This is a genomic window from Haloterrigena salifodinae (assembly GCF_003977755.1).
Classification (GTDB): Archaea; Halobacteriota; Halobacteria; order Halobacteriales; family Natrialbaceae; genus Haloterrigena; species Haloterrigena salifodinae.
In genome coordinates, this window is record NZ_RQWN01000006.1 from 104018 (window position 1) to 117119 (window position 13102).

10 protein-coding genes are annotated in these 13102 nt (G+C 61.3%); 7 read left to right on the forward strand and 3 right to left on the reverse strand.

Features of this window, described 5'->3' with window-relative positions; genetic code table 11:
- Nucleotides 1–20: 20 nt before the first annotated feature.
- Complete coding sequence (locus EH209_RS21710; protein WP_126664905.1) at nucleotides 21–1910, reverse strand: ABC transporter ATP-binding protein; 1890 nt, start codon at nucleotides 1908–1910, stop codon at nucleotides 21–23.
- Between the two features lie 271 nt (nucleotides 1911–2181).
- On the opposite strand from EH209_RS21710, the gene EH209_RS21715 reads away from it, so the two are divergent.
- Complete coding sequence (locus EH209_RS21715) at nucleotides 2182–3690, forward strand: alpha-N-arabinofuranosidase (RefSeq protein ID WP_126664906.1); 1509 nt, start codon at nucleotides 2182–2184, stop codon at nucleotides 3688–3690.
- A gap of 109 nt (nucleotides 3691–3799) precedes the next feature.
- On the opposite strand, the gene EH209_RS21720 is transcribed toward EH209_RS21715, so the two are convergent.
- Together EH209_RS21720 and EH209_RS21725 are read right to left on the reverse strand one after the other, a co-directional pair.
- Nucleotides 3800–4264 (reverse strand): universal stress protein, encoded by a 465-nt coding sequence (locus EH209_RS21720; RefSeq protein WP_126664907.1) that lies wholly within the window; start codon nucleotides 4262–4264, stop codon nucleotides 3800–3802.
- A 247-nt stretch (nucleotides 4265–4511) separates the two neighbouring features.
- The gene (locus EH209_RS21725; RefSeq protein WP_126664908.1) at nucleotides 4512–5957 is read right to left on the reverse strand and encodes an MATE family efflux transporter; all 1446 of its coding nucleotides are present in this window, start codon (nucleotides 5955–5957) and stop codon (nucleotides 4512–4514) included.
- A 1040-nt stretch (nucleotides 5958–6997) separates the two neighbouring features.
- Here EH209_RS21725 and EH209_RS21730 point away from each other — a divergent pair.
- From EH209_RS21730 to EH209_RS21755, 6 genes are all read left to right on the forward strand, one after another.
- A complete protein-coding gene (locus EH209_RS21730; RefSeq protein WP_249038881.1) occupies nucleotides 6998–8551 on the forward strand; it encodes an ABC transporter substrate-binding protein in 1554 nt (517 codons plus the stop codon).
- 82 nt (nucleotides 8552–8633) lie between these two features.
- On the forward strand, nucleotides 8634–9647 hold the full coding sequence (locus tag EH209_RS21735; RefSeq protein ID WP_126664910.1) for an ABC transporter permease: 1014 nt from the start codon (nucleotides 8634–8636) through the stop codon (nucleotides 9645–9647).
- A gap of 13 nt (nucleotides 9648–9660) precedes the next feature.
- Nucleotides 9661–10653 carry an ABC transporter permease gene (locus tag EH209_RS21740; RefSeq protein ID WP_126664911.1) on the forward strand — a complete coding sequence of 331 codons (993 nt, stop codon included), beginning with the start codon at nucleotides 9661–9663 and terminating at the stop codon, nucleotides 10651–10653.
- 2 nt (nucleotides 10654–10655) lie between these two features.
- Nucleotides 10656–11708 carry an ABC transporter ATP-binding protein gene (locus EH209_RS21745; protein ID WP_126664912.1) on the forward strand — a complete coding sequence of 351 codons (1053 nt, stop codon included), beginning with the start codon at nucleotides 10656–10658 and terminating at the stop codon, nucleotides 11706–11708.
- Nucleotides 11701–12825: an ABC transporter ATP-binding protein gene (locus EH209_RS21750; RefSeq protein ID WP_126664913.1), complete on the forward strand. Its 1125-nt coding sequence runs from the start codon at nucleotides 11701–11703 to the stop codon at nucleotides 12823–12825. The genes EH209_RS21745 and EH209_RS21750 overlap by 8 nt, the downstream gene beginning before the upstream one ends.
- 51 nt (nucleotides 12826–12876) lie before the next feature.
- Entirely contained in the window at nucleotides 12877–13089 is a 213-nt protein-coding gene (locus EH209_RS21755) for a hypothetical protein (RefSeq protein WP_126664914.1), read from the forward strand.
- The last annotated feature ends 13 nt before the right edge of the window (nucleotides 13090–13102 follow it).

The following is a 13102-nucleotide window of genomic DNA, read 5'->3' on the forward strand; positions in this document are numbered from 1 at the left end:
CGACCCGACCTCGGCTCGCCTCAGTTGTTCTGCGTGATGCGCTCGACGAACGTTTCCGGGAGTTCGTTGATCTCGCCGGCCTGGACCTTCCAGAGGTTCGCGTAGAGCCCGTCCTGCTCGAGCAACGCGCCGTGACCCCCTCGCTCGACGATCTCCCCGTCGTCGAGGACGAGAATGGTGTCGGCATCGCGGACCGTCGACAGTCGGTGGGCGATGACGAACGTCGTCCTGTCGGCGGTGATCTCCTCGATCGAGCGCTGGATGAGCATCTCCGTCTCGGTGTCGACGTCGCTGGTCGCCTCGTCAAGGACGAGGATCTCCGGATTCGAGAGGATGATACGCGCGAGCGCGATCCGCTGGCGCTGCCCGCCGGAGAGTTTGACGCCCTCCTCACCGACCTGGGTGTCGTACCCGTCCGGAAGCTCCTCGATGAACGTGTGGGCCTGTGCGGCCTCGGCGGCGTCGACGACCTCCTCGTCGGTCGCGTCGAAGGTCCCGTACGCGATGTTCTCCCTGACGGTGCCGCCGAAGAGGTAGTTGTTCTGACTGACGTAGCCGATTGTCTCCCGGAGACTCGCCAGCGTCACGTCGCAGACGTCGTGGCCGTCGATCCTGACCTCCCCCTCGTCGGTCTCGTACATCCGCATGAGGAGGCGGACGACCGTGGACTTACCCGCGCCGGTCGGCCCGACGAACGCGACCGTCTCGCCCGGCTCGACCTCGAACGAGATGTCCTCGAGGACGTACTCCTCGTCGGGGTCGTAGGCGAAGCTCACGTCGTCGTACTCGACGCGGCCGTCGACGTCGGTCAGCTCCGTCGCGTCCTCGCGGTCCTCGATGGCGACGGGCATGTCCATAAGGCCGACGACGCGTTTGCCGGACGCGCGGGCGTTCTCGTACTGTTCGATGATGAGCGCGATCTGCTTGAGCGGACCGGTAAACCGCTGGCTCATAAAGAGGAAAGTGACGAGCGAGCCGACGGTGAGCGTCCCGCTGAACAGCGGCGGCGGCCCAATGACGACCCAATAGCCGCCGATGATGAACGTCGCCGCGAACGACGCGTTCGTGATGAAGTTACTCCCCGGATGGTACAGCGTGTTGAGCTTGATCCGCTGCCAGTTCGTATCGAAGTAACGGTAGGAGACGTCCGTGACGCGGTCGGACTCGTAGGACTCCGTCGTCATCGTCTTGATGAGGTGGATCCCGCCGAGGTTGTTCTCGAGGCGGGTGTTCATGCCGCCGACGCTCGATCGAATCCGGTCGTAGACCGGCTCGACCCGGCGCATGAACCACAGCGTGAACGCGGTGAGCAAGGGGACTGCCCCCAACGTCACGATCGCGAGCTGCCAGTTCAGATAGACGAGTATCCCGGTGATTCCCAGGAGGACCGTCCCGATCCGGACCGCCCGGGTGAGCGCGTCATCGAAGAACTGCTCGAAGTTGGAGATGTCGTTGTTCAGGATGCTCATGAGTTCGCCCTTCTCGTGACCGTCGAAGAAGCGAACGTCCAGCTGTTGCATCTTGTCGTAGGTGGACGTGCGAACGACGTGCATTAGGTGGTGTGAGAAGTAGTCGACCGAGAGCATCCGCACCGTCGCCAGCAGCGCCGTGAACACGTAACATCCGAAGATAAGCGCAAACGAGAACCAGAGCTGTCCTTCCGTCGTCGCCGGAATGGTCCCGGCCGGGACGAGCGGCAGGTCGTACGCCGTCGTCTGGTTGAAGACGGCGTCGATAGCGACGCCGAGAACGAACGGCGGGACCAACGACGCGAGCCGCTCGAATAAGCCGGCGAGGAGTCCGATCGAGAACCAGTGACGCCGCTCCTGACTAAAGCGGACGAAGAGACGGACCAACGGCCATTCGACTGCATCACGATACCCCTCCAATCGATGTTCTCTGTTGGACACTGTCTCGGTGATTCTCGAACCCGATCCGTCAAATAGTTTGGTACTCTGTGATGATTTCAATCGGCCGAAAGAACGGATCGTTAGGCGCTTCGTCGCAGCGACTCTCGTTCGTCCCTCGACATACGGGCGATAACGCGGTCGCGACCGGCCGCCGAATACCGCAATTGCAGTCTTCAACTGCCGGTCGGTATTCCCGCACTGCGGGTTTTGCCGGGTTTAGCGTGACATAAACCGGGGAACTTATAACACTTTAACGGAAAGGGAAGTGTGGATGGCTAACGCACGGATCACAGTTCATACTGCAGCGGATATCGACCGCATCGAACCCGAGGTCCACGGTCACTTCTCCGAACACCTCGGACGATGTGTCTACGAGGGTCTCTGGACCAGCGACAGCGCCGACGAGGACGGGTACCGGGAGGACGTCGTCGAACTCCTCGCCGACCTCGAGATTCCCGTTCTTCGCTGGCCCGGCGGCTGTTTCGCCGACGACTACCACTGGGAAGACGGCGTCGGACCCCAGGAGGACCGACCGCGGCGACGGAACCTCTTCTGGGCGCAGGGTCCCGAGGACCTCCCCGAGGAGTCCAACGCCTTCGGCACCGACGAGTTCCTGCAACTCTGCGAGCGAATCGGCACGGAGCCGTACCTCGCGGCCAACGTCGGTTCGGGTAGTCCGCAGGAGGCCGCCAACTGGGTCGAGTACTGCAACTACGACGGCGACACCGAACTCGCCGACCGGCGACGCGAGAACGGCCACGAAGAACCCTACGGCGTCAAGTACTGGGGTCTCGGTAACGAGAACTGGGGCTGTGGCGGTCAGATGTCGCCCGAACAGTACGCTCGCGAGTACCGCCGATACGCCACCTATGTCGGCACCCAGTCGAACCTGATGTTCGACCACGACATCGAGCTCATCGCCTGCGGGTTCGAGGGCCACGAGTGGAACCGCCGCTTCCTCGAGGAGATCAACCAGTCCCGGTGGGGCGTGGAGTTCCCGCTCGACCACCTCACGCTGCACCACTACTACGGCCGCGGGATGAACATCGACGAGGCCGACGAGGACCAGTACGACCGCATGCTCGTCGAGGCCCTCGAGATGGAACGACACATCGAGCGGATGGCCGGCGCGATCAACGCCGTCGCGACGACCCGCGACATCGGCGTCATCATCGACGAGTGGGGGACCTGGCATCCCGAGGCGACGGCCGACAACGGGCTCGAGCAGCCGGGGACCGTCCTCGACGCGCTCTCCGCGGCGGCCGTTCTGGACGTCTTCAACCACTACAGCGACGTCCTGACGATGACGAACATCGCACAGACGGTCAACGTCCTGCAGTGTCTCATCGAGACCGACGAGGACGAGGCCTGGGCGCGTCCCACCTACCGCGTCTTCGATCTGTACGCACAGCACAAGGGTAGCGAGGCCGTGCAGACGTCGGTCGACACGCCGACGCGCGAACTCGCCGACGACGACGAGGACCGCGAGCTGCCGCTCGTCGGCGCGTCCGCGTCGGTCGACGACGACGAAACTTACGTGACCGTCACAAACCTCGACTGCCGCGAGGAGAAGACGATCGAAGTCGCCCTCGAGGGCGTCGACCTCGACTCGGCGACCGTCGAGGCCGAGTTGCTGTTCGCGGACCACGACGCCGACGCCGAGGTCGACGCAGACAACGCCGAGGAGTTCACCGCCGAGGAACTCGACGTGTCGGTCGACAGCGACACTCTGATCGCCGAGCTGCCGGCGTCGACGGTCGCTGGAATCTCGATCCAGTAACCCGACGCTCCGCGCTCGAGATTTCGAACGTTTCGAACATTTCGAAGGGACTCGAGGAGTCCTGAACGGTATTATCTCTTTTCGGCGAAAAAGCGGAATCTGGGGGAGATCAGTCCATCTTGATCGTCACGGTGCCGTCGAAGTTGAGCAGGATGCGCTGGGCGAAGTCGCCGAACAGCGCCTTCCCGGTCGGCGACCGTCGCCGGCCGACGACGAAGAGGTGGTCGCTGCCGAGGTCCTCCGCGGTGGCGATGACCTCGTCGGCGCGCTCGCTCTCCTCGACGACGATGCCGTCGGTGGCATACTCAACCGACTCGTCGAACGAGTCGAACACCTCCTCGGCGATCTGTTGGGCGAACTGCTCCGCGGTGGAACTCGAGTCCGGCTCGCTGTACGACGTCCCCTCCATCTGCTCGATTACTTCCAGGTTGTCCGCCGTCTCGTTGACCTGATCTGGCGTGATCCACGCGAGCACGGTCAACTTCGCGCCCGTGTCGTGAGCAAGCTGGCCGGCTTCCGCGAGCAGTTCTCGGTGAGCGTCCGTGTCGTCGATGACGACGAGTGCGTGATCCATGCCCCCGTCTTGAGTAGTCATCAAAATAAGTGTACTGCCCATGTCTTTCGTTATCTGTTGACAGTGTGTTCTACTGTGGTGTCTATTCGGCTCAAAAACCGCTGTCGGGAGCGATCGAGAACCCATTTCGAATCCTCAACCAGCGTGTAGGCTCGTTCGGTCCCGCTATCGACACCCGCACACTCACTCGAAGAGAAAGGGTGAATCCCGATTACGACGGCGCGAAACGAACGACCGTCGTCGCGTCTCAGTCGTCGCCGGCCGCGACGTCGGGTCGGTACGCTTCGCTGATGGATTTCCACTTATCGGTCCGAAACCGCCAGTAGTTGATCGCGGCGGGAATCGTCGTCTCCGCGGTGAACGCGAGGTACAGTCCCCAGTATCCGAGCGCGGTCGTCGCGCCGAGGTACGCGAGCGGAATCGAACCGAAGAACATCCCCAGGAATTGGCTGGCAAACGGGATCCGCGTGTCGCCGCTCGCGTCGAGGGGCCCGGCAGCGGCGCCGGAGACGCCCTGGAAGACGACCGCGGCGCAGGCGGCGTAGATGAGGTCGACTGCGATCGGAATCTCCGGACTCGTCGGATCGCTCGCGAACAACACGACGATCTGCTCGGCGAACAGCGCGATGAGGATCGCTGAGAGGGCGTACGTCGCCACCGCGAAGCGGATGATGTCGCGTCCGTACGCTTCGGCGGTCGCCTCGTCGTTGCGTCCGAGAGCTTGCCCTACCAAGCTGGAGGAGGCGAGTCCGAACCCCCAGCCGGGCGCGTTCATTACGCCCCAGATGCGGCGGGCGATGACGAACGCGGCGACGGTGTTCTCCCCGAAGATGTCGAGGATAGAGAGCATTGGGAACTCGGCGACGGTCCAGACGAGGTTCCGGGCGCCGATCGGGAGTCCGATCCGGATCAGATCGCGGATCGTCCCGGGGTCGAGATACGTTCCCAGCGGATCCACCTGAACCGGAAACTCGCCGATCCCGGGGAAGCGACCGCAGCTGATCCCGATCGCAAACGTCGCCGTCACGACGACGTTCGAGAGGACCGTCCCGAGCGCCGCGCCGGCGACGCCCCAGCCGAATCCGAAGATGAACACGGCGTTCAGGCCGATGTTGGCGAGGGCCCCGCCGGCCCGAACCTGCATCGCGATGTAGGAGTCGTCGGCGCCGACGAGCGTCCGGCTTCCGACGAGGTTTAGTCCCGCGAAGGGGATGCCGAACCCGACGACTTGCAGGTACGTCGCTCCGTACTCGATCGCCCGCTCGTTGCTGCTCAGCACCGAGATGAGTTCGTGCGGAACGAACCAGAACGCGACTGTGACCGGGACGCTCAACACGACGATGAGCAGCGTGCTCGAGCGGACGGCGAGTCCTAGTTCCTCGGTGGCGTCCGCCCCGTACCGCTGGGAAACGAGCGCGATAGCGCCGCCGGCGACGCCGCCCCCGATCGCGAAGGCGAGTCCCCAGAACGGTCCGGCGAAGCCGACGCCGGCGACGGCGGCGGTGCCGACCGCCACGCCGACCATCGCCACGTCGACGGCGTTTTTCGACATCCGAGCGATCCCAGTAACGATCCGCGGCCACGCGAGGATGGTCGTCTGGACGGCGCGGTCGCGGTCGATGAGACCGGCCCGCGCGAGCGCGAGACCGATGTAGAGGATCACCAGACGGAACGGATTCGGAAACCGGGTCACGGGCGTTATCGACCTATAAGCGAATGCGGTCAAAGGTGTTTTGTTCTGGGATGTACCGGAGACGGAGAAGCGATCGATACGATCGCCCGATCTAGCCAATTTGCTCATCGCCGCGGCGGATCGGCATACTCGACAGTAGCGAACTAGCGGTCAGTAGTCCCGGAACACGCCTGCGCCTCGAGCAACCTCCGAACGAGACTTCCGTTGGATAGACTTCGCCAGGGAGTCGTTCGAACCCGAAACTGATGCAGGTGGCCATCGGTCGCGCTCGATTGATCGCTGTTCTAGCTGAGAAGAGAATGTGAGTGTTCGTACACAGAACGAGTCTCCTATTCTCGACTGAGACCGTCGGGTGAGATCGGTGATATCGTTTGTCACAACGTCACCCGGGAGAGTCGTCGGAAGCGACGGGACGAAGCGGACGTTGCCGCTCGAGACAGCTACACCGATACCACGTCGGTTCCGTCGGGACGAGGGACCGGCCGGGACTAGCGATACGGTGAATTCCACTCTATTTCTATACTACTTCTATGTAGTGATACAGAACAATAAACAGATAGAGTGAGAGGAGATTTCTGTTAGTGCCATCTATTCGAGGCCCCTAATTAGCGCTTAGAAGCGGTAGAGATTCGGTGTAGGGGCTAAAACCGGCAGCGGGACTGCGTCGCTTTGCTATCCTGCCGTAACATGCGGAAAATTAGTTTTTAGTGTTTTATCAAACAATAGGAAACGATCAGTTTCCAACGGCGGTTGAAATGCCAATTCGTCAATGGTACAACGTCTCCATAATGTTTTTTATCCCGTAATATGAATGAGTTCCTATGCCATCACATGGCAAGGGAAAATTGGGTAAGTCGAACCGGCGATCGATCTCGCGCAGACATCTCCTTCGCGGCGCAGCGATGGGGGGCGTGGCTGCGATGGCCGGCTGTCTCGGGGGGGCTGGAGGGGACAATAAAACGTTCGTCGAGCCGATAACGGTTGATCCAACGAACTATCAGTTCAACCATCTCAATCTGCAGAATCCGTTCTCGCACAAGATGCAGAGCGACCAACTGCAGCGGTACTTCATCGACAAGGAAGAGTTCGAGTCGTACGCGGTCACCATCGAGGAGTTCGAGGGCAATACTGCGGTGCTGAAGGTTCGAGACGAACTCACCTGGCACAACGGCGACCCGGGCGATCCGGTCAACGCTGACGACCTCTACACGAAACTCGTCACCGACGCGATCATCGGTGACACGATCTCGACCCTTTGGACAGATATCCAGCGGGACGGCGACAAGTCCGTCAAACTCACCCTCGAGGGGACGGTCAACGAGCGGCTGTTCAAAGACGGACTGAACTACTACTGGCTCGAGACGCCACACCGGCTGTACAAGGAGTACGTCGAGCGATGGGAGGACGCGACGACTGACGACGAGATCGCCGACATTCGGAGCGACCTCCGCAACGACTCGTTCGACGAGTCGAAGGTGAAGGGGAACGGCCCTTTCCAGTTCGAGGAACGGGACAACCGTCACCTCAAGATGAGCCTGTACGAACACCACCCCGACGCGGACAACATCAACTGGGAGAACTGGGAGCTCCACAAGGTTTCGACCGACACTGCGAGCGTGCTTCTCGGCGGCGAGGTCGACGGGATTCGGAACTACTCCGCACCGGAAACGGTCTTCGAACAGGCGCCCGACGACCTCCTGAACGCGCAGCTGCCCGCGCTGTGGGGACACTCGCTGCCCTTCAACCACGAGGACGACGACTTCAGTAATATCCGGGTTCGACAGGCCGTCAGCGAGTTCATCGACAGGCAGGCCTGTGCGGACAACTACGGTCGGCTCGGACAGCCGGTCGAGGCGCCGAGCGGCCTCGTCGGGAACATCGACGGCCAGAACGAGCCGAGCAGTCGGTGGGAGAACAAAGTTTCCGACGAGATGGTCGAACAGCTCCACCGATACGACGATCCGGAGCGCGGTCGGGAACTGCTGCGCGGGGAAGGGTACCAGAAGGACGACGGCACTTGGTACCGTCCCAACGGCGATCCGTTCGAGATGACGATCAAGGTCCCCGCAGGACTCACCGACTGGCATCCGGTCTACGAGACGATCGTCGATAACCTCGAAAACGAGGGCATCGGAACCGAAATGCAGCGAATCGAGGAATCAACGTACTGGGCCGATCACTACACCGCGGGGGACTACAAGGTGGCGTCGACGGGATGGACGCTTCAGCGATCCAGTCCGTACTACGTCTTCGACATGTACTACAACATCGATACAGAGTTCATGAATCTCGATCCCGAGAACCTCGAGGCGCCGCCGATAGGCGAACCCGACGGCGAACTCCAGTCGGTCGATCCCCGCGGGCTGATGGACGAACTGCTCGTGGCACAGGACGAAGAGGAAGCGACCGATATTACCGATCGGCTCGCGTGGATCACGAACCAGACGGTTCCCATGCTCCAGCTCGACGAGATCAACGACCCGGTCTGGTTCTACACGGACGACTGGGAGGTTCCGGACCCGGACTCCTCGAAATACCAGTCGAAGTGGCCCCTCTGGTGGTTCCCGCGAAACGGTGAGCTGCAGGCCAAGTAACTGATCGGTCACCGCTTTTAACCAGTTGGTCAACTAAAACGCAATTATTATAAGGAAACACTCGCCACATATACGTAAATTAATGTACATACTCAAGCGGCTTGGACAAGCATTCGTTACGTTCATCGCAGTAATTACGGTGACGTTCGGGCTAATACGGGCGATACCGGGTGGACCGGCGGACCACATTCGGTCACAGGTCATGCAGAATCGAGGGTCGGAGAGCGTGAATATGGCCGAGATACACGCGCTGACTGAGACGTACACGAATATCGATACCTCGGCCCCGTTGCACGTCCAGTACTACAATTACCTCACGAGCGTCCTGCAGGGGGATATGGGGCAGTCGATAGAGTTCGGTGGCAGAGACGTCAGCGCTCTCATCATCGAGGCCGCCCCGTGGACGATCTTCCTGCTCACGATTTCGATCCTGCTCACGTTCGCGATCGGGATCGTACTCGGTGCGATCATGGCGTACCGAGAGGGAAGTCGGTTCGACATCGGATCAACGGTTATCTCGATGTTCCTGAACTCCGTCCCCTACTACGTCGCGGCGATCTTCCTGGTATACGTTCTCTCCATCCAGTTGAGTATCTTCCCGCAGTCAGGGAACTACGCCATCGGGTTGGAACCAGGACTGACGCCAATCTTTATCTCCGACGTATTCTACCACGCGACGCTCCCGGTCGCGTCCCTCGTCATCACCGGGTTCGGCGGGGCCGCGATTACGATGCGAGGAAACGCGGTCCAGGAGATCGGAGAAGACTACATTCGGGTGGCGCACCTCCGAGGCGTCCCCGGACGGCGGATCGCGGTCCGGTACGTCGGTCGGAACGCGCTGTTGCCGATGTACACGAACCTGATGATCTCCGTCGGCTTCATGTTCGGTGGCTCGGTCATCCTGGAACAGATCTTCGCCTACCCCGGCCTCGGAAACTACCTTCTGCAGTCGATCCACGCCCGTGACTATTCGCTCATGATGGGGATCTTCATCGTCATCACCATCGCCGTTCTGATCTGTATCCTGATCGCGGATCTGACCTACGGGCTAATCGATCCGCGAGTCAGCAAAGGCGAAGGGAAGGAGGCATACTAAGAGGTGACATTCGATGGCTGAAACCAATTCAACGTTCGACGCGACCGACGATCACGAGGGCACGAGCGACGGATCGACGGCAACCCGTTCGGAACTGTACAAGGAGTGGCTCGACGTAGCCGTCCTCGCTCCCGTGCGGATCGCCTGGAACGACTGGCGAACGAAGCTCGGATCACTCATCATCGCGTTCTACATACTAATGGGGACGGTCGGTCTCTATCTCGTTTCCCCGCCAAATCAAGGGCAGGGACCCCAACACGCTGCGCCCTTCGAAAGTATGGCGTACCCGCTCGGAACGAACCACATGGGGAGGAGTCTCCTCTCTGAAATCGTCTACTCGACGCCGCCGGTGCTGAAGATGATCCTGGCTGGCGCGGTGTTCTCGACGATCATGGCGACGATCGTCGGGACCATCTCGGGCTACAAGGGAGGGTTCGTCGATAGCGTCCTCACCACCCTTACGGACATCGCCATGACCATCCCCGGACTACCCCTGATCATCCTCCTGGTCGCCGTCTTCGAACCGGAGAGTCCGTACGTGATCGGGATCTTCCTCACGATCAACTCGTGGGCCGGTCTTGCGCGGTCGATCAGGTCGCAGGTGCTCTCGATCAGGGATCACTCCTACGTCGAAGTCTCTCGAATCATGGGTGCGTCCACGCCGAAAATTATCGCCGACGACGTCTTGCCGAACATCATGCCCTACGTGCTGGTCAACTTCGTCAACTCCGCACGCGGGGTCATCTTCGGCGCGGTCGCGCTGTTCTACCTCGGGATCCTCGGCGGCTTCTCGAACAACTGGGGAATCACGCTTAACGAGGCCTACACCAACGCAGCGATCTACTCGTTAGACAGCATTTACTGGCTACTTTTCCCGATGATAGCGATCGTCGGCCTCTCATTCGGGCTGGTGCTGTTCGCACAGGGAACGGAAAAACTGTTCAATCCGCGTATCCGGGCGCGCCACGCGGACACTGTCGATGACACTGCGCCCCACGAGGAATAACAATGCAGCGAAAACGCACGAAAACCGTCGCCGATCCGATCTTCGAGGTTCGGGACACGACCGTCTCGTTCGACATGGAACGGGGGGAATCGAAAGTACTGAACGAAGTGAATATCGACGTCGACCGGGGTGAAGTCCTCGGCGTCGTTGGGGAAAGCGGGAGTGGAAAATCGATGTTCGCCTCCGCGCTGCTCGACGCGGTGGTCGATCCCGGCGTCCTCACCGGCGACATCACCTTCCGCCCCGAATCGGGGGAGCCCATCGATCTGCTCGATCTCTCCCAGGAGCAAATCAAGCAGATTCGCTGGGAGGAGATTTCCATGGTGTTCCAGGGAGCGATGAGTTCGTTCAACCCGACGATGTCGATCGGGGATCACTTCCGAGAGACCCTGGCCGTCCACGACTACGACGTCGAGGAGGGGATGGAACGCGCCGAAGAACTCCTCGCGGATCTCTACCTCGAGTCCGAGCAGGTGTTAGACTCCTATCCGCACGAGCTGTCGGGCGGAATGAGTCAACGCGCGCTCATCGCACTCTCGCTGGTGCTCGAGCCGGAAGTGCTGGTGATGGACGAGCCGACGGCCGCGCTGGACCTGCTGATGCAGCGCAGTATCATCCGATTGATCAGGGAGATCGCGGACGAGCGCGACCTGACGATCGTCTTCATCACCCACGACCTGCCGCTGGTCGCGAACCTCGCCGACCGAATCGCGGTGCTGTATGCCTTCGAGTTCGTCGAGGTCGGTCCGGCCTACGAGGTGCTGACGGCGGCGAAACACCCCTACACGCGAGCGTTGCTCAACTCGACGCCGAACTTGGAGACGCCACGCGAGCAGATGCGACCGATCGAAGGCGCGGCGCCGGATCCGGTGTCGGTTCCGAACGGGTGTTCGTACCATCCGCGCTGTCCGCTGGCCGACGCGACTTGCGAGCGCGACGATCCGCCCCTCGAGTCGGACACCCCGGAGGACGGTCACGTCGCGGCGTGTCACTACGTCGAGAGGGTCCCCGAGACGGTTCCGCTGACCCTGCAGGAGGTGAAGGTCAATGAGTGATGACCACCTTGTCTCGCTGCGGGACGTGGAAGTGCACTTCGAGTCCGAGCAGTCGCTGCTCTCGAAGATAAAGGGCGAGACCGACGTCGTCAAGGCCGTCGACGGCATCTCGCTGGATATCTCCGAAAACGACGTCGTCGCGCTGGTCGGCGAGAGCGGTTGCGGGAAGTCGACCCTCGGAAAGACCACCATCGGCGTCCAGCGTCCGACCAGCGGCACGGTGACGTACAGAGGGCAGGATATCTGGAAGGCCAAGGACAAGGACGGAAACGTCGAGATCCCGTACGACGAGATCCGTCAGTCCCTCCAGATCATCCCTCAGGATCCGGGCGCGTCGCTCAACCCCAACAAGACGGTACAGCACTCCCTCGGGGCGCCGCTCAAGCTTCGGCATCCGGAGATGGACGCGTTCGAACGGCGAGAGCGGATCAACGAAATGATCTCGCGGGTCGGGATGTCGCCGCCGGAAGACTACGCCAAGCGGTTCCCCCACCAGCTGTCGGGCGGCGAGAAACAGCGCGTCGCGCTGATCCGTGCGCTGTTGATGAACCCCGATCTCATCCTCGCCGACGAGGCGGTCAGCGCGCTCGACGTCTCCCTGCGAATCGACATGATGGACCTCATGCTCGAGTTGCAAGCGGAGTTCAACACGTCGTTCCTCTTTATCAGCCACAACCTCTCGAACGCCAGCTACGTCGCCGGGAAATCCGACGGTCGCATCGGCATCATGTACCTCGGCGAACTCGTCGAGATCGGTCCCATCGACGAGGTGTTGGCGAACCCGAAACACCCCTACACGAAGGCGCTGGTGTGGGCGACACCGAACCTCGATCCGGACGTCGACGACGAGACCGAAACGCCGCTCCGGAAGATCGACGTTCCGGATCCCCGAAACCCGCCGTCGGGCTGTCGGTTCCACACGCGCTGCCCCAAGGCCCGCGAGGCCTGCAAAGGGAACACGCCCGAGTCGGTGTCGGTCGACGGAGACGAGGACCACACGGTGACCTGTTTCCGTGAGATCGACAATCACGAGTACTGGGACAGCCCGAAACTCGTAGACGAATCGTCGGAGAACGAGTCCGAACCGACCGCACTCGAGGACGAACCGGTCCAGTAGCGGTCTCCCGTTCCAATACATCTATTACGCCGTCGCCGAAACACGAGCCCAATGGATACGAGCGAAGCCGTCTTTCGGGCGCTCCTCTCGATCACGCTGACGCTGGCGATTATTCTCCTCGCGTTGTTCCCGTTTCAAGAGCCCGGATCGGCGGGTCGCGTCGTATCGATCCTGGCTCTGAGCATTCAGGCCGTGATAATCGTCATCGCCGCGACGGGACTCTACTTCGGCTGGGAGCCGTTCAAGTTCCTCGACGGAACCTAGTTCGCGGTGACGC

Excerpts from the sequence above, each read along its gene's own strand:
- EH209_RS21715 (WP_126664906.1), top strand. The coding sequence starts at position 2,182 with ATGGCTAACGCACGGATCACAGTTCATACTGCAGCGGATATCGACCGC.
- EH209_RS21720 (WP_126664907.1), bottom strand. The coding sequence starts at position 4,264 with ATGGATCACGCACTCGTCGTCATCGACGACACGGACGCTCACCGAGAA.
- EH209_RS21730 (WP_249038881.1), top strand. The coding sequence starts at position 6,998 with ATGCAGAGCGACCAACTGCAGCGGTACTTCATCGACAAGGAAGAGTTC.
- EH209_RS21735 (WP_126664910.1), top strand. The coding sequence starts at position 8,634 with ATGTACATACTCAAGCGGCTTGGACAAGCATTCGTTACGTTCATCGCA.
- EH209_RS21740 (WP_126664911.1), top strand. The coding sequence starts at position 9,661 with ATGGCTGAAACCAATTCAACGTTCGACGCGACCGACGATCACGAGGGC.
- EH209_RS21745 (WP_126664912.1), top strand. The coding sequence starts at position 10,656 with ATGCAGCGAAAACGCACGAAAACCGTCGCCGATCCGATCTTCGAGGTT.
- EH209_RS21750 (WP_126664913.1), top strand. The coding sequence starts at position 11,701 with ATGAGTGATGACCACCTTGTCTCGCTGCGGGACGTGGAAGTGCACTTC.
- EH209_RS21755 (WP_126664914.1), top strand. The coding sequence starts at position 12,877 with ATGGATACGAGCGAAGCCGTCTTTCGGGCGCTCCTCTCGATCACGCTG.